The 21,165-nt window shown below is 40.3% G+C and carries 25 protein-coding genes and 3 tRNA genes; 22 read left to right on the top strand and 6 right to left on the bottom strand.

All coding sequences use genetic code 11. The annotated features are described in order from the left end of the window. Positions 1 to 16 precede the first annotated feature (16 nt). Positions 17 to 661 (bottom strand): deoxynucleoside kinase, encoded by a 645-nt coding sequence (locus tag JOC36_RS06485; protein ID WP_205145693.1) that lies wholly within the window; start codon positions 659 to 661, stop codon positions 17 to 19. Between the two features lie 145 nt (positions 662 to 806). Next, the gene (gene mscL, locus JOC36_RS06480) at positions 807 to 1,208 is read right to left on the bottom strand and encodes a large conductance mechanosensitive channel protein MscL (RefSeq protein ID WP_205145692.1); all 402 of its coding nucleotides are present in this window, start codon (positions 1,206 to 1,208) and stop codon (positions 807 to 809) included. Positions 1,209 to 1,376: 168 nt separating this feature from the next. Between mscL and JOC36_RS06475 the strand changes: the two genes are divergently transcribed. From JOC36_RS06475 to accA, 21 genes are all read left to right on the top strand, one after another. Then, on the top strand, positions 1,377 to 1,604 hold the full coding sequence (locus JOC36_RS06475) for a hypothetical protein (RefSeq protein WP_205145691.1): 228 nt from the start codon (positions 1,377 to 1,379) through the stop codon (positions 1,602 to 1,604). Continuing rightward, positions 1,579 to 2,307: a CPBP family intramembrane glutamic endopeptidase gene (locus tag JOC36_RS06470; protein WP_205145690.1), complete on the top strand. Its 729-nt coding sequence runs from the start codon at positions 1,579 to 1,581 to the stop codon at positions 2,305 to 2,307. Before JOC36_RS06475 ends, JOC36_RS06470 begins: the two co-directional genes overlap by 26 nt. A gap of 72 nt (positions 2,308 to 2,379) precedes the next feature. Beyond that, positions 2,380 to 2,895, top strand: a complete 516-nt coding sequence (locus JOC36_RS06465; protein ID WP_205145689.1) for a hypothetical protein — start codon at positions 2,380 to 2,382, stop codon at positions 2,893 to 2,895. 86 nt (positions 2,896 to 2,981) lie between these two features. Next, positions 2,982 to 3,734, top strand: coding sequence for an adaptor protein MecA (locus tag JOC36_RS06460; protein WP_205145688.1), 753 nt, complete (start codon positions 2,982 to 2,984; stop codon positions 3,732 to 3,734). Between the two features lie 106 nt (positions 3,735 to 3,840). Continuing rightward, positions 3,841 to 4,614 (top strand): competence protein CoiA family protein, encoded by a 774-nt coding sequence (locus tag JOC36_RS06455; protein ID WP_205145687.1) that lies wholly within the window; start codon positions 3,841 to 3,843, stop codon positions 4,612 to 4,614. Positions 4,615 to 4,668: 54 nt separating this feature from the next. Further along, complete coding sequence (gene pepF / locus JOC36_RS06450) at positions 4,669 to 6,483, top strand: oligoendopeptidase F (RefSeq protein ID WP_205145686.1); 1,815 nt, start codon at positions 4,669 to 4,671, stop codon at positions 6,481 to 6,483. A gap of 119 nt (positions 6,484 to 6,602) precedes the next feature. Continuing rightward, positions 6,603 to 7,037 carry a DUF948 domain-containing protein gene (locus JOC36_RS06445; RefSeq protein ID WP_205145685.1) on the top strand — a complete coding sequence of 145 codons (435 nt, stop codon included), beginning with the start codon at positions 6,603 to 6,605 and terminating at the stop codon, positions 7,035 to 7,037. A 2-nt stretch (positions 7,038 to 7,039) separates the two neighbouring features. After that, positions 7,040 to 7,624 (top strand): hypothetical protein, encoded by a 585-nt coding sequence (locus JOC36_RS06440; RefSeq protein WP_205145684.1) that lies wholly within the window; start codon positions 7,040 to 7,042, stop codon positions 7,622 to 7,624. Between the two features lie 161 nt (positions 7,625 to 7,785). After that, entirely contained in the window at positions 7,786 to 8,232 is a 447-nt protein-coding gene (gene fabZ / locus JOC36_RS06435) for a 3-hydroxyacyl-ACP dehydratase FabZ (protein WP_205145683.1), read from the top strand. 17 nt (positions 8,233 to 8,249) lie between these two features. Then, entirely contained in the window at positions 8,250 to 8,711 is a 462-nt protein-coding gene (locus JOC36_RS06430) for a MarR family winged helix-turn-helix transcriptional regulator (protein WP_205145682.1), read from the top strand. 8 nt (positions 8,712 to 8,719) lie between these two features. Continuing rightward, positions 8,720 to 9,691, top strand: a complete 972-nt coding sequence (locus JOC36_RS06425; RefSeq protein ID WP_205145681.1) for a beta-ketoacyl-ACP synthase III — start codon at positions 8,720 to 8,722, stop codon at positions 9,689 to 9,691. 86 nt (positions 9,692 to 9,777) lie between these two features. Beyond that, the gene (locus JOC36_RS06420) at positions 9,778 to 10,023 is read left to right on the top strand and encodes an acyl carrier protein (protein WP_205145680.1); all 246 of its coding nucleotides are present in this window, start codon (positions 9,778 to 9,780) and stop codon (positions 10,021 to 10,023) included. Positions 10,024 to 10,046: 23 nt separating this feature from the next. Next, a complete protein-coding gene (locus JOC36_RS06415) occupies positions 10,047 to 11,012 on the top strand; it encodes a DUF561 domain-containing protein (protein ID WP_205145679.1) in 966 nt (321 codons plus the stop codon). Beyond that, complete coding sequence (locus tag JOC36_RS06410) at positions 11,012 to 11,947, top strand: ACP S-malonyltransferase (RefSeq protein ID WP_205145678.1); 936 nt, start codon at positions 11,012 to 11,014, stop codon at positions 11,945 to 11,947. Before JOC36_RS06415 ends, JOC36_RS06410 begins: the two co-directional genes overlap by 1 nt. A 2-nt stretch (positions 11,948 to 11,949) precedes the next feature. Continuing rightward, positions 11,950 to 12,672, top strand: a complete 723-nt coding sequence (locus tag JOC36_RS06405; protein ID WP_205145677.1) for a 3-oxoacyl-ACP reductase family protein — start codon at positions 11,950 to 11,952, stop codon at positions 12,670 to 12,672. A 23-nt stretch (positions 12,673 to 12,695) separates the two neighbouring features. Continuing rightward, entirely contained in the window at positions 12,696 to 13,931 is a 1,236-nt protein-coding gene (gene fabF, locus JOC36_RS06400) for a beta-ketoacyl-ACP synthase II (RefSeq protein WP_205145676.1), read from the top strand. A gap of 2 nt (positions 13,932 to 13,933) precedes the next feature. Beyond that, on the top strand, positions 13,934 to 14,389 hold the full coding sequence (accB, locus tag JOC36_RS06395) for an acetyl-CoA carboxylase biotin carboxyl carrier protein (RefSeq protein ID WP_205145675.1): 456 nt from the start codon (positions 13,934 to 13,936) through the stop codon (positions 14,387 to 14,389). Between the two features lie 18 nt (positions 14,390 to 14,407). Beyond that, positions 14,408 to 14,836: a 3-hydroxyacyl-ACP dehydratase FabZ gene (gene fabZ / locus JOC36_RS06390; RefSeq protein ID WP_205145674.1), complete on the top strand. Its 429-nt coding sequence runs from the start codon at positions 14,408 to 14,410 to the stop codon at positions 14,834 to 14,836. A 2-nt stretch (positions 14,837 to 14,838) separates the two neighbouring features. Further along, complete coding sequence (locus JOC36_RS06385; protein ID WP_205145673.1) at positions 14,839 to 16,236, top strand: acetyl-CoA carboxylase biotin carboxylase subunit; 1,398 nt, start codon at positions 14,839 to 14,841, stop codon at positions 16,234 to 16,236. Continuing rightward, on the top strand, positions 16,214 to 17,044 hold the full coding sequence (gene accD / locus JOC36_RS08785; protein ID WP_205145672.1) for an acetyl-CoA carboxylase, carboxyltransferase subunit beta: 831 nt from the start codon (positions 16,214 to 16,216) through the stop codon (positions 17,042 to 17,044). The genes JOC36_RS06385 and accD overlap by 23 nt, the downstream gene beginning before the upstream one ends. 2 nt (positions 17,045 to 17,046) lie before the next feature. Beyond that, positions 17,047 to 17,829, top strand: coding sequence for an acetyl-CoA carboxylase carboxyltransferase subunit alpha (gene accA, locus JOC36_RS08780; protein WP_205145671.1), 783 nt, complete (start codon positions 17,047 to 17,049; stop codon positions 17,827 to 17,829). A gap of 40 nt (positions 17,830 to 17,869) precedes the next feature. On the opposite strand, the gene JOC36_RS06370 is transcribed toward accA, so the two are convergent. Next, on the bottom strand, positions 17,870 to 18,970 hold the full coding sequence (locus JOC36_RS06370; RefSeq protein WP_205145670.1) for a M24 family metallopeptidase: 1,101 nt from the start codon (positions 18,968 to 18,970) through the stop codon (positions 17,870 to 17,872). 173 nt (positions 18,971 to 19,143) lie between these two features. Between JOC36_RS06370 and ccpA the strand changes: the two genes are divergently transcribed. Beyond that, entirely contained in the window at positions 19,144 to 20,145 is a 1,002-nt protein-coding gene (gene ccpA, locus JOC36_RS06365; protein ID WP_205145669.1) for a catabolite control protein A, read from the top strand. A 473-nt stretch (positions 20,146 to 20,618) separates the two neighbouring features. On the opposite strand, the gene JOC36_RS06360 is transcribed toward ccpA, so the two are convergent. The 3 genes from JOC36_RS06360 to JOC36_RS06350 form a co-directional block, all read right to left on the bottom strand. Then, positions 20,619 to 20,707, bottom strand: a tRNA-Ser gene (locus JOC36_RS06360). A 273-nt stretch (positions 20,708 to 20,980) separates the two neighbouring features. Further along, positions 20,981 to 21,052, bottom strand: a tRNA-Glu gene (locus tag JOC36_RS06355). A gap of 20 nt (positions 21,053 to 21,072) precedes the next feature. Continuing rightward, positions 21,073 to 21,144 (bottom strand) — tRNA-Glu (locus JOC36_RS06350). Positions 21,145 to 21,165 lie beyond the last annotated feature (21 nt).

The raw sequence follows: 21,165 nt of genomic DNA, 5'->3' as shown, positions 1-21,165 counted from the left end.
CCAAGGCTTTTTTTATTTATTGCATTTCAGCATCAAGTTGTGCAAGACGTGCATCAATTTGGTCTAAAATGATTTTTTGATTTTCTGGTTCTTCAAGATTATAGGTTTGCAAATCAACCATCATTTTTGGTGAAGCATCATAATCCTTGTACCATTGCTGATAGGCCTGCCACATTTTGTAATAGTAATCACGTAACTCATCATTGTCATCAAATTGCTCATAATCGCGACCCCGTTTTTTAATCCGATACAAAATCGTGTCAAAATCAGCGTTAGCAAAGACCATTAAATCGGGGCGACTTTTGCGCATTGATTGAAGTTCAGACATCATGTTGTCTAATAATTGCATGTAGACATCTAATTCGGCATCCGAAATGTTACCTTCACGATGATTTTCTTGTGTAAACAGCGCATCTTCATATATTGAGCGATCTAAGACGTTGTTGTCGTCAGCTAAGGCTTTTTTAATCATGGCGAAGCGCTTATTCAAAAAGTAAATTTGTAAGAGAAAACCATATTGCTTAGGATTGTCATAATAGAGTGGGAGGACTGGATTGTCACCAACTGGTTCAAAAAAGGCCTCTGTCCCTAAATGCTTTGCAATTAAATCTGTTAATGTTGTTTTACCAACGCCAATCATTCCCGCTGTGATTATCACCATGATTGTCCTTCTTCCTTTAGGATTTCGTTAGTTATTCACTAACATGCCGTTAACTATCTTAGCTAAATTAATGTGTTAATTCAATTCTTGACTTATGTAAAATTTTATCCATTAAAAAAAGTCACAACTAGTTGTGACTTTTATATTAAGCTTGATTTTGCTTAGCAAGCTCATCACGAATGGCTTGTAAGACATCTAGTTCGCTTTCTTCAGGTGCTTCTTCATCTGCATCAGATTGATCTAAGTGGGTTAATTGACGTGCTTTGTTCATGGCCTTAATCATTAAAAAGACAATGAATGCCGTCAAAACGAAGGTAATTGTCGTTCCAATAAAGTTACCAATTTGTAATTTAGCTGAGCCAACTTCAATTACCCAATCACTAAATGAGACTGATCCAGTGAAAATACCGATGATGGGCATGAAAATATCATCAACCAAGGCTTTCATAAGTGCTTGTAAAGCACCACCCATAATAAAGGCTACCGCCATATCGACGATATTACCATCTGAAATGAAATCACGGAATTCTTTAAAAAATGCTTTCATGATAATACTCCTTAAAAATATCTGAGATTACTTTATCATAAGCAATCGCTGCCATTGAAAAAATTGCCTTTTTTAGCTTATAATTTAACGTTCTGTTAAAATATTTATAGTAAAATAAACTATTAGTAGTTTAGATTCAGAGAAATTACTGGAAATCGAGGAACAAGCATGCGCGGATTAATTTATGCGTTATTTTGTACTGTGACATTGTTGAGTTTTGTGGGTTTATCAATGCTCAGTAAAATTTATAATTGGCCCGTTTGGGTGTCAATCATTGTGTTCATTGTTGCGGTCATCTTATTTACGTATTTAATGTCACAATTGGTGGTTCGTTTACAACTAGCAAAGCAAAAAAAGGAGCAAACTAACCATGCAGACGAAACTCAAAACGATTGATTATGCTTTTCAAGGCTTTTTTTGGCTCATAATTGGAGTAGTTTTAGACTTTGCTATTCAAGTTTTTGGTGTTAGTGCCAGTCGGGGATTAGCTTTAGCATTTCATTTTCCACAAAATGGGTGGGTTGCAACTTTATGTATGGTTATCGTTGTGCTGATTTTTATGACCATTGCCGTAGCCGTCTTACTCTATGCAATCCGACGTGTGAATCCTAAAGTTGGCTTACACCGGCCTCAAGTAAGTAAGATCATGTGGATTTTTTACGGATATGCGCTAATTATCCTAGGGACGATGGCTTTAACGTTAGTGCGTTTAGGCTTAACTGGGCAAGTACCACAAGCTAAGAATCAACAGATGATTGAACAATTGGCCCATCAAGGTACTTTTGGACTGACTTTTACGATCATCTTGGCTGTTGTGGTCGCCCCTGTGGTTGAAGAACTTATTTTCCGTGGCGTAGTGTTGAATTATTTCTTTAAGAATAGTGCATGGTGGTTAAACGTCTTTATTTCAGCTGGGTTATTTGGCTATTTTCATGTTTATTCAGCGTTTAATATCTTTGACTTTTTGCAATATAGTTTATTGGGCTTGATTCTGGCATATGTCTATAAACACACGCATCAAATCCAATATGCGATGGGGTTACATTTTTTGAATAATGCCATTTCAATTGGTTTGATGGTAATAACCATCATGAGTTGATGATAAAAGATTGGGCTTTTGGTAAAAATAGCCTATAATAGCCGTAAACGATGCCATACAAAGGAGCGAGATATGTCAACATTTTTACATACGACTTTTGGAAGTCAAAAAGTATTACAACAAATTCGAGCAGAGCATCCTGACCAAGTGATTATGATGGTTTCTGACGATCAAGATCAAAGCAATTTTCAATTACTTGAACAGACACATGACGAGCAAGCACCATTTTCAAGTCCAGTTAGTTACCAAGTTTTAGATCAACAGAAACAAACGGATGAAATCCGCGGCTGGGTGCACTTTGCATTTTTCACTTTGCCTGAATCTGAACGTGGTACATTTGTTAAACAGTGGAGTCAATATCAAGATGATGCCTTCGTTGGGACACCTGGATTAGTGAATAGTGAATTATTACAACGTACCGACGATTGGAATCAACTTGCTATCCTAACTACTTGGACGATGCGCGAATACTATACAATTTGGCAAGCAGATAACCAAAGTCCACTTCAACGTTATGAAGATTACGGAAACCGTTATGGCAATCGAAATAGTAGTTATTCACCGGTTGCACTAACAAAACAACTTTAAAAAAGTAAGTTAACAGTCTTTATTTTTTAGCAGAGTTTGCTATAATATGCTGTTATAAATTAATTAAGAAGGGAGCCCAATTTAACATGGAATTTGAACGTATAAATGATGATACGATTCGCGTGCTCATCACAAAGCGTGATTTAGATGATCGCGGGGTTTCAATCACCGATTTGATGGGCAACCAGGAAGAGACTGAACAATTCTTTTATGGCATTTTAGAAGAAGCCAATGTAGATTATGACTTTTTGAAAAATAGTGATGGTGCGGTATCGTTCCAGGTCATCCCAAGTCGGAATGGGTTAGAAGTTTTCATCTCAAATCATATGCCAGATCCAGATACGATGGATGCTTTGGTAAAATCAGTTACGTCTGAAGGAACTGATGGACAAGATGTTGTTGAAGGTGATAATGATGATGCCATGACGAAGGAATTACTCAACAAACTATTAGCAACGGATGCAACAGAGGAAGATTCAGAACCAGCCAATCGCGTATCTGATCGATTAACGCGTTTGAGTGATCAAGAAGTTAATCCTGATCATGAAGATATGCCCGAGTATGTGTTCTTAAAGTTGAAAAATTTTGAAGATGTGTTGGCATTAGCACAGGTGGTGAGCCAAGGTATTCAAGATTCAGTTTTGTACAAACAAGCGGATGCCTATTATTTGAAGCTGATTTTTCAAGATGATTTGAGTCGAGCTGATCGACAAAATATTTTGAGTGTGGCTTTGGAATACGGTAAGCTAAGTCCAATTGACGCAGATGTTTTAGCTGAACACGGGCAAGTCATTTTTGAACAATCCGCACTGGCACAACTTAATCAATATTTTAACTAAGCAAGATGGCTTTCATAAATGAAAGCCATCTTTTTTCGTCTTTAAAGAGGTAGCACTGTAGAGCCGACTTAATGAAAGAATTTCTATTTTGTGAGAGAGGGTTTACGTGGAAACGATAGAACATCGGGATGGTAAACGGGCAGTGTTTGAATTTTTCAAACACTATTTTGAACATGTCGAATTAGAAATTTATGTAACAGATTTACAGCAACGACCAGATATTCTCATTTTTTTACCTAATCAACAGTTGATTGCAGTTGAACTACAATGTGCTAAATTGAATTTTGAAACTTTAAAGACGCGTTGCATCGGGTATCAAAAAGCCCAGATTAAGTGCATGTGGCTTCTAAGACGAAATTATTTGAAAGAGATTCCGTACGCTTTCTTACAATTTGATGGCGTAAGCCTATTTGTATGGTATTGGCAAAGCAATCATCCAGTTAAAATGTTTTTTGATGGTGTGCACCCACTTGTGCGGTCACAACAAAGGTTATGGAATTCGGCTCGATTACGGTATCTGATTCAAAGAGGCATCATTAAACGACAAGCACCATACTATGATTTACAGTGCCAAATTTATCAGCAGGAAGGAAACTTACGTCAGTTACCGGATTGTTGTGTGCCACAGGTTTATTACCCGATTGGACCTAAGCAACCATATTGGTATGTATTATATGTCCTCTATTTAAGATTGAAACGAGGGCCTCAATCAAATCAACTTTTGTACCAAGCTTTATATGTGTTACCATGGCATCAATCAGTATATTTTAGTCACAATCAGTGGTGTCAGTTGGTCCTGACGGCCATTTTAGAATGCTGGCAAATGCAAGGTGTGATTAGGCAACAGGCGAGTAAATGGGCTTTAGTCAGCAATAATTGATGTAAAAGCATTCAGCTTCGCCAGTTGACATTAATAGAAAAAGAGGTAACAGTTATGGCAAAGGAATTACCAAAACGAGATGAGGTACCAACCTCGCAAACATGGGATTTATCTACAATTTATCCAACCGATGCTGCTTGGCAGGAAGCTTTTGACGACGTTTCTGAGCGCGTGCAAATGGCCGATTATTTTGCAAAACATGTGCTAGATTCAGGGGATAGCTTGTTACAAGCCTTGCAATATGGCTTGGGCTTGATGCGTGATTTGGAAACAGTTTATGTCTATGCGTCAATGAAAAATGATCAGGATACTGCCAATAATCGCTATCAAGGGATGTTCGATCAAGCCCAAAGCTTGGCAGCACAAGTTGCCAGTGCGATTACATTCTTTGATCCGGCTGTCTTGAGTTTATCAGATGAACAACTAGCCGAATTTAAAAAGCAGACACCTGAGTTACATGACTATGATCACTACTTAGATGAAATTCTAACTAAAAAAGGCCATGTTTTACCTGCAGAACAAGAGGCCCTTTTGGCTGCAGCCGGGGATGTTTTTGGTGCCTCAGAAAAAACCTTTAGTGTTCTTGATAATGCAGATATTAAGTTTGGAACGGTAAAAAATGAAGCGGGGGAAACTGAGCAACTCTCTAATGGCGTTTACGCCCGTTTGTTAGAATCAACTGATCCAACGGTTCGCAGGAACACTTTTCAGACTTTTTATAAGGCATATATTGATTTAGAAAATACTTTTGCTTCAACTTTGTCGAGTCACGTTAAAGGGCATAATTATATGGCCAAAGCCCACCATTATGATAGTGCCCGTCAAGCAGCGTTAGCGCAAAATCATGTTCCAGAGTCAGTGTATGATACGTTGGTAACAGAAGTGAATCGGGCTTTACCACTTTTGCAACGATATGTGGCACTACGGAAGCAACTCTTGGGGTTAGATGAATTACATTCATATGATCTGTATACGCCAATTTTGGGTGAGCCTGATTACGCAATCGATTTTGAATCAGCCAAGGCTGAAGCCTTAGAGGCATTAGCCCCATTGGGTAATGATTACTTAGATATTGTGAACAAAGCTTTCGATTCACGCTGGATTGATGTGGTCGAAAATCAAGGTAAGCGTTCAGGAGCGTACTCAGGGGGTGCTTATGACACGAATCCGTTCATGCTACTTAATTGGGTAGACAACTTAAATAATTTATACACGTTAGTACATGAAATGGGACATAGCGTGCATAGTTATTTGACTCGTCAAAATCAACCTTATCAATATGGAGATTATCCAATTTTCTTAGCGGAAATTGCTTCAACGACGAATGAGAATTTATTAACAGATTATCTATTAAAGCAAGTTGAAGACCCTGCTTTGCGCGCTTATATTTTAAATCAATATCTTGATGGCGTGAAAGGGACTGTCTTTAGACAAACTCAGTTTGCTGAGTTTGAACAATGGATGCACCAGCAAGATGCAAATGGGGTACCTTTAACAGCCGACGTATTGAATACTAAGTATGGTGAATTAAATCGTCACTATTATGGTGATGCTTTGACTTTTGATCCCGAAATTGCGCACGAATGGGAGCGTATTCCACATTTCTATTACAATTTCTATGTTTTCCAATATAGTACTGGCTTTGCGGCAGCAACGGCTTTGGCTGATCAAATCATTACAGAAGGTGCACCAGCGGTTGCGCGTTATAAGCAATATCTAAAAGCGGGTTCATCTGATTATCCAATTGAAGTGATGCAGGCGGCTGGTGTTGATATGACGCAACCTGATTACTTGAAGGAGACATTTGCAACGTTTGAAAAGCGTTTAAACGAGTTTGAAAAATTGGTCACTGATTTAGCAAATCAATAAAAATATGTTTCACCTTTGAATTTCATATTGAATTATCATAAAGATGGTTCCTTTGATTGAAAGTAAGCGGTTAAACAGGTACAATGAAAACATATTAAGTAGTTTATGTGGAGGTTCATATGACATTAGGTGGTTTAGCTTGGTTAATCGTGGCCATTGCCATTTTATTATTGCTTGGATCAATTAGTTTTTTGGTCTTTCGGATTACACGTCCGTTAAAGAATGTCCTAGTAGATGCGGATATTATCGCTCGTGAAGCTGATGAATTAATGGTAAATGCCAATTCATTACTTGATGATGTGAATAATAAGGTTGGAAAGTTAGACCCGGCGGTGCAAGCTGTTGCTGATTTGGGGGTTTCTGTTTCTGACTTGAATGCAGCTACTAAGAATTTGACGCAAAAAGCAAATGCAAAGGGTGGTGCCAAGGGTGCTAAAGCAGGCGCTAAAGCTTTTTCAACGGTAAACAATTTCAGAAAAAACCGTAAAGACAAAAAGGCTGCAAGCACAACAACAACGGCGCAAAGCCAAACAACAAATAATACTGAGGTATAATTATGAGTCATAATGTATTTAAGAGTTTATTAGCTGGTGGTGCGATTGCGGCAACTGGTTATGTGGTCTATAAGCGTTTGGATCAAAAGCAACAAGCTGAAATTCAAAACGAAGTTGGTAAGCTTGGTGATGAGATTAAGTTACGCGCTGTAGATGCACAATACGCAGTCAATGATTTAATTGCTAAGGCTGGTCTAGAAGACCAAGCGGCAATGTTGAAAGATAAAGCAAGTTCTGCAGCACAAAAAGTGCAAGCTCGTTCAAGTGAAATGTGGGACAAGGCGCAAGATTCAGCTGAATCAGCGCGCCAAAACGCACAAGCCAAAAAAGAGGACGCTGAAGATACCATTGTTGTGAACCTCGACAATTTGGATGAAATTGAAGCAGAAGCAAAGGCAGCAGCACAAAATACTGCTAATGCAGCTGCTGATGTTGCTGAAGCAACTGGCGACAAGGTTAAGGCTAAAGTAGATCAATTACCTGATGAAGCTGGTTTAGCTGAATCTGGTAAGGAAGCTCTATCTAGCGCTAAGCAACAGGGATTAGCTGCGGCAGATAAGGCTGGGTTAGCTGATTTAAAGAAATAATTTTAAAATTAATAAAAGCTCGTTCATCGTTATGGTGGCGGGCTTTTTTGCTTACTAAAAATGTGTGATTTAAATTTTTTGTTTGACAATCGGACTAAAAATTTATAACATTTGATTATCGAATGTTTCGAGGTTCGAAATAAAATAGAAGGAGTTAGATAATGGTTGCATTGAATACGACTGAAGTCATGGATATCATTCCAAATCGTTATCCGATTTTATATATTGATTATGTTGATGAGATTGTCCCTGATGAGTCACTAATTGCGACAAAGAATGTGACGATTAATGAGCCTTATTTCCAAGGCCATTTTCCACATAACCCAGTGATGCCTGGTGTGTTTATTATTGAAACGATGGCCCAAGCGGCTTCAATTTTGATTCTATCATCACCACAATTCAAAAATAAGACAGCTTATATGACTGGGGTCGACAAAGCTAAGTTTAAGCGCATGATTAAGCCTGGTGATGTGATGAAGGTCCATGTGCAATTTGATAAAATGCGTGAGCGGATGGGTACTGTTAAGGTAGCAACTTACGTTGATGATCAACTTGCAACAAGTGCAGAATTGATGTTTGTTGTTTCAGATGTTGAACAAACAAAATAAAAGATGGAGAAATAGAAATGGTTGCTAGTGATGATGCTTTTGAAGAAATAAATGATGCCCTTGTTGATGTGTTCAATAATGTTGGGTGGATTGAAGAAGCATCTTTACACGAATCAATCTTTAAAGACATTTCTTTAAAGGAGATGCATATCATTGCGGCAATTTCGATGTATCAGGAGTCAACTGCTTCAGAAGTTGCTAAAATTGTGCATTTAACTCCAAGTTCAATGACGACAGCTATTGATAAGTTGGTCAAGAAAGGCTATGTGGAGCGCCGTCGTTCTGAATCGGATCGGCGGATGGTTCGCTTGGGTTTGACCCATCGTGGCCGCGTGGTGTATCGCGCTCACCAAGCCTTCCATCGTCATTTAACGCATTATTTGGTTGATTCTTTAAATGCATCAGATATGCAAGTTGTTGAAGATGCGGTGTTGCACCTCCAAGAATATTTGAATAATCTAAATCATTCTATTAAATAAAAGTGATTATGGAAAAATTTTCAATTATGGCAACTGCTGCGGCTGTTCCTGATAAAGTTGTAACGAATGATGATTTGGCAGAAATCATGGATACCTCTGATGAATGGATTAGTAGTCGGACCGGTATACGGCAACGCCATATCACCACGGAGCAAAGTACAACTGATTTAGCAACTGCTGTAGCTGAACAATTGCTACAAAAAGCAGCAATTGAACCCGCGAAAATTGACTTCATTATTGTGGCGACGATGTCACCAGATAATTTGGCGCCAACTGTTGCGGCACAAGTGCAAAGTCGGATTCAAGCGGACCATGCCTTTGCCTTTGATATTAATGTTGCCTGCACTGGATTTGTCAGTGCCCTCAGTTTGGCCAGCAAGTTATTAAGTAGTCATTACCAGCATGGCATCGTGATTGGTGCTGAAACGCTTAGTCGTTTGGTTGACTGGGAGGAGCGCTCAACGGCGGTTCTATTTGGTGATGGCGCAGGTGGCGTCCTCATGTCTGAGTCGGATGAACAAATTGGTTTATTGAGCGAATCTCTCCATTCTTATGGTGAACAGGGGAGTGCGCTGACCGCTGGTCAAATTAGTGCGCAAACACGTTGGAATCCAGCTGGCGAACAAACTGATTTACCATTTAAAATGGATGGACGGGCGGTTTATCAATTTGCGACTCGGCGCGTACCACAAGTTATTAATGAAGCAATTGACGCTGCAGGTGTTAGCTTAGATGATGTTGATTACTTTGTGTTACACCAAGCCAATGCGCGGATTGTAAAAAGTATTGCAAACCATCTTGATCAACCCATTACAAAATTCCCGATGGATGTAGCTAGCTATGGAAATACCAGTGCTGCTAGCATTCCAATTTTATTAGCTGAACTGGTTGAACAGGGTCAGTTACATGCCGGCCAAAAAATTATGTTGGCTGGGTTTGGTGCTGGTCTTTCGACTGGTGCCACTTTAATTCAAATATAGGTTATAATAGTATTGTGTATTTAATGCATAATAAATTACAGGAAGATTAGCCAAAGCTAATCACAGATATAAAGGAGAATAGAAACATGACTAACGAAGAGATTTTTAACAAGGTACAAGCAATTTTGATGGATCAATTTGATCTTGAAAGCGATGATGTAAAGCCAGCAACAAACTTTGAAGATGATATCGATGCTGATTCATTGGACTTGTTTGAAGTTTTGAACCGAGTTGAAGACGAATTTGGAATTGAACTAGAAGTTGCAGAAGACATTAAGACTGTTCAAGACCTTGTTAACAAGATTAGCGAACAACTAGCTGCAAAGAATTAATCTAGTATTAGTGAGGAGGTCACATGAACGTACAGTTAAATAACCCTATTTTTGAAAAATTAGGGATGACCTATCCAATCATTCAAGGTGGTATGGCTTGGGCTGGAACGGGTCATTTGGCTGGTTCCGTTTCAGAAGCAGGTGGTCTTGGAATTATTGGAACCGGTTATTGGCATGCTGATCAAGTGCGCGCAGAAATTAAGCGGGCACGTGAAGTAACAGATCGCCCTTTTGGGGTGAATGTTATGTTAATGTCACGACACATTCGTGAAGTCTTCGATGTCATCATTGAAGAAGGTGTCAAAGTGGTTGCAACCGGGGCTGGTGATCCCTCGCCATATTTGGATGAACTTCATGAGCATGGTATTACCGTTATGCCAGTAGTACCATCAGTGGGATTGGCCCAAATGATGGAGAAGAAGGGTGTTGACGCTGTGATTGCTGAAGGATCAGAGTCAGGGGGCCACATTGGTTCTTTGGCAACGATGACTTTGGTACCACAAGTTGTTGATGCTGTTAATATTCCAGTTATTGCGGCTGGAGGAATTGCAGATGGCCGTGGTGCGGCCGCGGCAGTGATGCTTGGTGCCAGTGGTATCCAAATGGGAACACGTTTCCTAGCATCTGAAGAATCAGAAATTCACCAAAACTTTAAAGATGCTGTGCTTAAAGCACGGGATATCGATACAGTTGTCACAGGTGAATTGATGGGAAATCGTGCCCGTGTTTTGAAGACTAAGATGGCTAAAAAGTACATCAAGAATGAACGCGTGGAAGTTACTAAGCCAAAGCCAGATGCTGCAGCCGTTGAAAAGCTAGAAAATGGCTCACTTCGTCGTGCTGTTGTTGATGGTGATAAGGAAAATGGTGCCTTCATGGCCGGCCAAATTGCTGGGATGGTGAATGATATTGAGCCTGTTTCAGAAATTTTGGAAAACACATGGTCTCAAGCATCTGAACTATTGAATAAAACTTGGAGGACCAAGTAATGCGAATCGGCTTACTATTGAGTGGGCAAGGTGCGCAAAAAGCGGGAATGGGACGTGATTTGTATGATAATAATGCTAATTATCGTGCAACGGTTGATCGTGCCAGTGAGTTAATGGGTTGTGATTTTCAAAAAGAGATTTTAGAAGATGATGCTAAATTAGCTCAAACCCAATATGCGCAGGTAGCCATTTACACCATGTCGATGGGAATTTATGCGGCTTTAGATGATGCAGTTAAGGCACAAGTTGTTGGGGCAGTCGGCCTAAGTTTAGGTGAGTATACGGCTTTAACAATTGCCGGAGCGCTTACGTTTGATCAAGGTTTTAACATCTTGAAAGATCGGGGACGCTTTATGCAAGAAGCTAGTGACGAAGTTGAAAGTAAAATGATTGTTATCTTAGATGATGATCAAGCTAAGATTTTGGAACAAATTGAGGCGGCGAAGTTAGCGGGTGCAACTTTGTACCCCGCTAATTTCAATACGCCTAAACAATTGGTGATCGCTGGTTTGGGAACTGATGTTGATGAGTTTGCCCAACAATTACAAGACCAAGGTATCCGGGTGGTGCCTTTGGCGGTTAGTGGGGCTTTCCACACACCATTCATGCAAAATGCTGCTGAAAAGTTACAAGCGCGTTTGGCCCAAGAAAGTGTTCAGCCACTCAAGGTGCCTGTTTATTCAAATACGACGAGTGCCGCATTTGAGGACGTTTTGGCGACCTTGAATGAACAGATTGTTAAGCCAACCCATTTTGCAGGTGCTCTCGCCTCGATGAATGAAGCGGGCTTAGATGCAACCATCGAATTAGGGCCTGATAAGACCCTAACAAAATTTGCAAAGGCGATCGTTCCTGGTGAGGTAAAGCGTTACGCAGTCAGTGATCTTGAATCATTGGAAAAAGTGAACGCAGAACTATCGAATAATGAGGAGTAATGATGGATTTAACAGATAAGATTGTTTTAGTAACTGGTTCAACTCGTGGTATTGGTTTGGCAATTGCTAAGCGCTTTAGTGCTCAAGGGGCTAAGGTGATTTTGCATGGCCGTTCAGAACCAAGTCAAGACGTCATGGATCAATTCCCAGCGGATACGAAAGTATTGTTAGGTGACATTGCTGATGCAGAAACAATTCAAGCAAACATTGCTGATTTAATTGAAGAAGTTGGTCAAATTGATGTTTTGGTTAATAATGCCGGAATTGTCAAAGATACATTGTCAATTCGGATGTCAGCAGATGATTTTGCTAAGGTTGTTAATACAAATCTAACGGGAACATTTAATGTAACCCAGCCAATCTTTAAGCATATGCTTAAGAAGCGGACGGGTGTGATTATTAATATGTCATCAGTCGTTGGTTTGCACGGTAATGTGGGGCAAGCTAACTATTCTGCTTCTAAGGCGGGCTTGATTGGTTTGACCAAGACTCTCGCTAAAGAAGGGGCTAAGCGTGGTGTGCGTGTGAATGCGATTGCGCCAGGGATGATTGCTTCTGATATGACGCTTTCATTGAGTGAAAAAGTTCAAGAATCAATTTTAGCTGCTATTCCATTGAATCGCTTAGGTGATGTGGATGAGATTGCGCAAACAGCACAATTCTTAGTAGAAAATAACTATATTACAGGTGAGACGATTACGGTCGATGGTGGCCTTGCACTGTAATTTTTAATAATCGAGGTATAGAAATGACAAGAGTTGTAATCACTGGTTTAGGTGCAGTGACACCACTTGGTAATTCAGCAGAGACGTATTTAGATAATTTAATGGCTGGTCAAGTTGGTATCAGTGAAATCACAAAGTTTGATGCAAGTGATACTGGTATTTCAGTAGCAGGTCAAGTCAAGGATTTTGATCCTGCTGAACGTGTTGGTAAGCGTGAAGCGCGTAAAATGGACCTATTTTCACAATATGGTGTTCATGCTACGGGTGAAGCATTGGAGCAAGCAGGTATCAATGAAGAGAATACAAAGCCCGAACAAATGGGGGCAATCCTTGGAAATGGTATCGGTGGTTTGATTACGATCCAAGAACAAGTCATTAAGATGCATGAAAAGGGTCCTAAGCGGGTTAGCCCAATGTTCGTGCCAATGGCTATTCCAAATATGCTATCAGGAAATATCTCAATGCGTTATAACGCGCAAAATATCAACTATGTCCTTTCAACGGCATGTGCTTCAGCTACCAATGCGATTGGTGAAGCGTATACACGGATTAAGAATGGCTTAGCTGATGTGATGATTACTGGTGGTTCTGAAGCCACGGTTGAAAAGATGGGAATCTCAGGATTCGCCGCTTTGACAGCTTTGTCAACAAATGAAGACCCTATGCATGCTTCAATGCCTTTTGATGAAGACCGTAATGGTTTCGTTATGGGTGAAGGTTCAGGAATCTTGATTCTTGAATCACTAGAGCATGCACAAGCGCGTGGCGCTAATATCTTAGCTGAAGTTGTTGGGTATGGTGCAAATTCAGATGCTTATCATTTGACAGCCCCAACCCCTGACGGTTCAGGACCTGCTGGATCAATGAAGTTGGCTTTGGAGGATGCTCAAATCCAACCAGCTGAGATTGATTATTTGAATGCCCATGGAACTGCAACACCAGCAAATGATTCGGCCGAAGCAAATGCAATTACGGCAGTCTTTGGTGAAAAGGGTGTTGATGTCTCTTCTACTAAGGGTATGACTGGTCATTTGCTAGGTGCTGCTGGAGCGGTTGAAGCCTTAGCAGCAGTTGGTTCAATTTTGCGTGATGAAATGCCTGCTAATATTGGATTGACAAAGCAAGGTGAAGATACTGCCAGCGTTAAGCTAGTTAAGCCTGGTGAGGATCAAAAGAAGTCAGTTAAGTATGCGATGTCAGCAAATTATGGCTTTGGTGGCCATAATGCGGCCGTTGTCTTTAAAGAGTGGAGTGAATAGTTGTGGAATTAACATTAGATGAAATTAAAGATTTAATTCAAACAATTGATGCCAGTTCATTGCGTGAATTTGCAGTGAATGAAGGCGACTATAGCTTACATTTGAGTAAAAATGACGCGCCACAGCCAGTGGCTGCACCAGTTGCACCAATTCAAACGGATGCAACAGCTCAAAATGTTGCAGTACCTGCGACTGAAGGTGAGTCAACTGAACCAACCGGAACTTATGTGAAGGCTGCCTTAGTTGGAACCGTGTACTTACGACCAAATCCTGATGCAGAACCATTTGTTAAAGTTGGTGATCATGTCAACGTAGGGGATCAAGTTGCTTTGATTGAAGCGATGAAGTTAATGACACCAGTTAAGACAGAGGTGGCCGGTACGGTTAAAAACATCTTAGTTGCGGATGAAGATATGGTTGATTATGATATGAACCTAATTGAGATTATTCCGGATTAAAGGTGAGGGGGAAACGTAATGGAATTAGATACAGCACAAATTCAAGAAATCCTGCCACATCGTTATCCGATGCTACTCGTAGATCGGGTGATTGATTTGGAGCCAGGGAAGTCAATTACAGGGATTAAGAATGTTTCAAGAAATGAAGAAGTTTTCCAAGGACATTTTCCAGGAAATCCAATTTTCCCAGGTGTGATGCAAATTGAAGCACTTGCACAAACTGGCGCAATTGCGATTTTATCAATGCCTGAATTTGAAGGTAAGACGGCTTATTTGGCAAGTGTACCAAAGGCTCGCTTCCATAAGCCTGTTCAACCTGGTGATCAAATGGAGCTTAAAGTTGAGCTTGAACGCTTCCGTGGCCCAATGGGTGTCGGAAAAGGTACGGCCTACGTTAATGGTAAGCGCATGACAACGGCTGAATTAACATTTGCAATTGGAGACTAAAAATGTTTAAAAAAGTGTTAGTTGCTAACCGTGGTGAAATTGCGGTTAGAATTATTCGCACGCTCCGGGAAATGGGAATTCAATCTGTCGCGGTTTACTCAACGGCTGATAAGGATAGCTTGCACGTAAAGTTGGCTGACGAAGCAGTTGCCATCGGTGGTCCAAAGACCCAAGATAGCTACTTAGATATGAATAACATCTTAAGTGCGGCTTTGTTAACAGGAGCTGACGCCATTCATCCTGGTTATGGCTTCCTTTCAGAAAATGAAATGTTTGCTGAAATGGTGACGGCGGTAGGAATTAAGTGGATTGGTCCAAGTTCTGATGTCATTGCGTTAATGGGTAATAAAGCCCAAGCGCGGGAAGCTATGCGTAAAGCTGGTGTGCCCGTTATTCCTGGTTCAGAAGGTTTTGTACGGAACGTCGCTGAAGTTGAAGCAATCGCTGATGAAGTTGGATATCCAATTTTGTTGAAAGCGGCTGCTGGTGGTGGCGGTAAAGGTATGCGTTTTGTGTACCACCAAGATGAACTTGCTTCACAATTTAATGATGCACAAAATGAAGCTCAAGCAGCGTTCGGGGATGATCAACTTTATGTTGAAAAAGTCATGACGAATGTGCGGCACATTGAGATGCAAATTATGCGTGATCAAGCTGGACATATGGTTTATTTCCCTGAGCGTAATTGTTCTTTGCAACGTAAGAATCAAAAGTTGATTGAAGAGACACCAGCAGTTGGTGTTTCACAAGCCCAACGTGATGAATTAGGTGCCATTGCTAAGAAAGCGGTTGATGCCATTGATTATGAAAACACGGGAACAATCGAATTCTTAGAAGATACTGATGGTCATTTCTATTTCATGGAAATGAACACACGGATTCAGGTTGAACATCCTGTTACTGAGATGTTGGTCAATCTTGATTTAATTCGACTACAAATTTTGGTTGCAGCTGGTGAAGATTTGCCAGTTCAACAAAGTGATATTAAGATGAATGGTCATGTTATTGAAGCACGTATTAATGCGGAAGTTCCAGAAAAAGGGTTCTTACCAAGTACAGGTACCATTACTAATCTGTATTGGCCAAATGGTGGCTTAGGTAGTCGAATCGATACGGGAATTTATAATCATGACAAGATTCAACCTTTTTATGATGCAATGATTGGTAAGGTGATTGCACAAGACCATACGCGTGATCTTGCTGTGCGAAAGCTACGCCGGATGTTGAGCGAAATTGAAATTGATGGGATTGAAACGAATCGAAATTTCCAATTAGATTTGTTAAGTGATGAACATTTTAATTCTGGTGATTTCAATACAACCTACATCGAAGATTATTTCTTGCCTGCATGGCAAAAGCAACTTGAGGAGGCTTCAGATGGGAGCGGTACATCAATTTAAAAATGAACCTTCTGATGCGGCTAAAAAGGTTCCTGATGGTCTTTTTGTCGATTGTCCATATTGTCACACTCATTTTTATGAAAAACAGTTGGGGCCCAACAAAGTTTGTCCCAATTGTGGCTATGGGTTCCGATTAACGGCCCAAGAGCGACTTGAACAAATCGTAGATAAAGATTCATTCCGTGAAATGGATGCTGATTTATCACTACAAAATCCGGACTTTCCAGGTTATGCTGAGAAGTTGCATAAAGCTCAACATGATACGCATTTACGTGATGCTGTTGTGACTGGTACCGCTAAGGTTAAAGGTCAAACAGTTGCGATTGGTGTGATGGACAGTCACTTCGTGATGGGGTCACTTGGAACGATTGTTGGGGAAAAAATCACTCGCTTATTTGAACGTGGCTTACAAGATAAACTTCCAGTGGTCTTATTCACGGCTTCTGGTGGTGCCCGAATGCAAGAAGGAATTCAGTCATTGATGCAAATGGCTAAAATTTCTGGAGCATTAGCTCAATTTCAAGAGGCAGGTTTGTTTTATTTGGTCGTCCTCACAGATCCAACCACTGGTGGTGTGACTGCATCATTTGCGATGGATGGTGATGTAACGCTAGCGGAACCCCATGCCTTAATTGGTTTTGCGGGTCGGCGGGTCATCGAACAAACGGTTCATGAAAAACTACCAGCTGATTTCCAACGGGCTGAGTCACTCATGGAGCAAGGATTTGTTGATGCGATTGTTAAGCGTGACGAACTGGCGGATACGATTGGGCGTTTGCTCAAGCTACACCAGAAAAGTGAGGTCTAATTATGAGTTTATTTAAGCGTGATTTAGATCCAGCTGAAGTTGTTGCAAAATCTCGTGAAGATCGGTACTCTGCAAATTATATTATTCAATCTTTATTTACGGACTTTTTTGAAATGCACGGAGATCGCTTAAATGGTGATGATCCAAGCATTATTGCAGGGGTTGCGATGCTAAACGAACAGCCTGTGACAGTGATTGCGATTGATAAAGGGGTAACCTTGGATGAAAAAATGGCTAAGCGTAATGGTTCGCCAACTCCAAATGGTTATCGTAAGGCGCAACGTATGATGGAACAGGCGGAGAAATTTAGGCGCCCAATTATTACTTTCATTAACACGCCAGGTGCCTATCCTGGTAAAGAAGCTGAAGAAAATGGTCAAGGTGAAGCGATTGCACAGTCAATTTTGAAGAGCATGAAGCTAACGGTACCAGTTATCGCGATTATTTATGGTGAAGGTGGTTCTGGTGGAGCTTTGGCATTGGCAACAGCTGATGAAGTTTGGATGCTTGAAAATGCAACGTATTCAGTCTTATCTCCGGAAGGTTTTGCTTCAATTTTATGGAAAGATGGTAAGCGGTCTGATGAAGCAGCTCGATTGATGGGTCTAACGGCTAACGAGTTGGCGGATGAAGGCATTGTTGATTATGTTATTCCAGAAGGTTGGACAAAGCGTCGTCTGATGCGGTTAATGCAACTAAAGCTAGAGCAAACAATTGAACGATTAATGAAACTTGATCCACAGGAGTTGCTATCACGGCGACGTCAACGGTTCAGAAAGTTTTAAAAAAAGCTAACTTACGAAACCTCGTAAGTTAGCTTTTTTATTAGTCGATAATTTGTAATTCTTTGGTTGTATGCGTAAATGAATCGGCCCCTTCATCGGTTAAGACAATTGAATCTTCAATACGAATACCTAAGTCACCAGGGATATAGATACCTGGTTCAATTGAAAAGGCCATACCTGGACGGAGGACGAGATCATTGTTTGGTGCAATTTGAATTGATTCATGCACTGAGCTACCGATTCCATGACCAAGCCGATGCACGAAATATTCGCCATAGCCAGCCTTTGTAATGACGTCTCGCGCAATTTGATCTAATTCACCAGCTGTCATTCCTGGTTTAACGGCATCTTGCGCGGTTAATTGGGCTTCAAGAACAACTTGGTAAATATCGCGCTGGTGGTCAGAGACACTTTGAAAGGCAACAGTACGGGTACTGTCAGAAACATAGCCATCAGAGACTGTCCCCAAATCAAATAAGGCTAAATCACCAGGTTGTAGCTGAGTTTGGCCAGTTGAACCATGTGGATTGGCAGCGTGTGCACCGAACTGTACAAGGGTTTCAAAAGACATTGCCGCTACACCATCCGTTTTAAGGTGGTATTCAAGATCTGCCATAACAGCTAATTCAGTTTTGTGCGTTGCTAATGCATCAAAGCCGTATTGGAAAGCACGATCGGCGTCAGCGCCAGCTTGGTGCATTTTTTCAATTTCAGCTGGTGTCTTAATCAAGCGCATTTGCTCAATGGTTTGGCTAACATCGTCGGCAAAAATGGCTTCTGGGATTGCTGTTTGTAGTGCTTGAGCTTGCTTGAGGGTGAGTACATTTTTCTCAACAGCCCAGCGATGGTAATGGTCACTAGACGCTTTGATATGCTCTCCAATCAATTCAAAAGGATTCTGGGCATCTTGGTACCCATAGACGTCAAAAGGCCAACCAGTGGCTTTTACGGCCTCTACTTCCAAGGCAGGGGCAAAGATGAACGGATCAGTTTGTGGAAAGACCACTAAACTTAAAATACGCTCAATTGGGTCAGATTCAAAACCAGTCAGATACGCAATGCTGTGATAATCAGAAATATAGGCTAAATCATCACCTTGTTGGTTTAACCAAGTTTGTAATTCTTTGATATTTTCGTACATAAACATGTCACCCTTCTAAGTTATTTAGTTTTATTGTACACGTTTTCAATTTAACGCGTGAGAAAAATTTGGAAATGTGCTAAAATTGGTCTTTGTCGTATGAAAAAATCATGAAAGCATGGTATCATTTAGTTGGTAACGCTTTCAGATTAAATGAGAAGGAGTCCGCTTCTATGGATAAGCAAACAATTACAATTTATGATGTTGCACGTGAAGCGAAGGTTTCGATGGCAACCGTTTCTCGTGTGGTTAATGGAAATGCTAACGTAAAACCAGCAACAAAAGAAAAAGTAGAAAAAGTTATTGAAGAATTAGGCTATCGTCCTAATGCAGTCGCACGTGGTCTGGCATCTCGTAAGTCGACGACGGTCGGCTTAATTATTCCGGATATTACAGATCAATATTTTGCCGAATTAGCTTTAGGTATTGAAGATATTGCTCATATGTATGATTATCAAATTATTTTATCTAGTTCAAATTCAATCGACATTAAAGAAGACTTGATTGATAATTTGCTGGGTAAGCAAGTTGATGGCATTATTTTTATGGGAAACCAAGTCACACCGGAAATTGAAAATCATTTGATTGAAATTGATTTGCCAGTGGTCTTAACTGGAACGCTTGATGCTAAAAAGCATTTAGCGAGTGTGAATATTGATTACTTAAGTGCCTTCAAGCAGGCCACTAACCGTTTGTTGGATCATGGACGACAACGGATTGCATTTATTTCAGGACCACTGTCTGAATTTAGTAAGCAGGATTATAAATTCCAAGGTTATCAAGCTGCCTTAAGTGAGCATGATCTTTCAAGTGATACTGATTTAATTTTTGAAGGTAATTATACTTACGATGAGGGATATGCTTTTGCTCAAAAATTAATTGACGCTAAGGCTGATGCTGCAGTTATTTCAACCGATGAGATGGCTGCCGGGGTATTGAATGGTTTGACTGATTTGGGCGTTTCAGTTCCTGATGATTTTGAATTAATTGCTAGCAACAATTCTCAATTAGTAAAGATTACTCGTCCAGCGATGTCGTCAATTACACAACCAATCTATGATATGGGTGCCGTTTCGATGCGACTATTAACAAAGTTAATGAATCAAGAAGATCTTGAAGAACGTCAAATTGAATTACCATATGGTTTTGTTGAACGTGAATCAACCAAGAATTAAATATGTAAAAAGACGTTATTTCATTTGGAAATGACGTCTTTTTTGTGAAAAAATCATTAGTTTAAGTTGGCGCTTTTCAAGAGGGTTAGGAGCTGATTAGCATTGAGTCTTTGGACAATGCAATATAGTGTTTTTAACACCGTAAAAGTTTCTAAGCGCTTGTATTTTAGGTGCTGAAATCGGAAATATTATCGCTCTATATTATAAGTTGTCATAGTTTGGCTAGAAAAACCAATCGCTAGTTACATTTTTGGAAATAAAAAAACTGACCCGAAAGGCCTCAGGTCAGTTCTGTTGTGGAAAAAATCCGCTTACATTTAAGTAGGCGGATTTTTTGGTATTAGTTTATTAGTGAATGTGGTGAATCTGTATTTTGGTTAAAATAAAGGGACTGCTGACTGACAAACAGCCTACAGCCCCTAGAATAAGCCAACGTGAATGCAATAATGACATTAACTTTAGGATATGCTTTAAGGAGACAACGGGATTCGAACCCGTGCGCCGGCTCTACACCGGTTCGGCGGATTTCGAGTCCGCTGCATTACCACTCTGCCATATCTCCAAGTACATTGAACTATTATAGCGATAGTAGTTCAATTATTCAAGCTGTATGAACGTAGTTAACTAGGATAATGATTGGTATTGTCTGAATGTATTTATCGATGATGCAGTTTTGCGAAAGCTATGATGATTTTAATATCCGTAAACTAAGCGGGAATGAGTTATTAGTGGGAAAATTGTGTAAAAATAGGAGCTCATGGAATGTGGAGTGTCTATATACATATTTTTATGCGTAAAAAAAGCCTAGCTCAGACGAGATAGGCTTTTTAAATAATAGCTCATCAGGGAGTCGAACCCTGGATGCCGGTGTGAAAAACCGGAGTCTTAACCGCTTGACCAATGAGCCAGAAAATAAAAATGATAAAATAGCTCATCAGGGAGTCGAACCCTGGATGCCGGTGTGAAAAACCGGAGTCTTAACCGCTTGACCAATGAGCCAGAAAATAAAAATGATAAAAT

The organism is Weissella uvarum, from assembly GCF_016908785.1.
In the GTDB taxonomy this organism is placed as follows: domain Bacteria; phylum Bacillota; class Bacilli; order Lactobacillales; family Lactobacillaceae; genus Weissella; species Weissella uvarum.
Note: the sequence above shows the minus strand (reverse complement) of the source record. Positions and strands in the feature narration are given on the sequence as shown.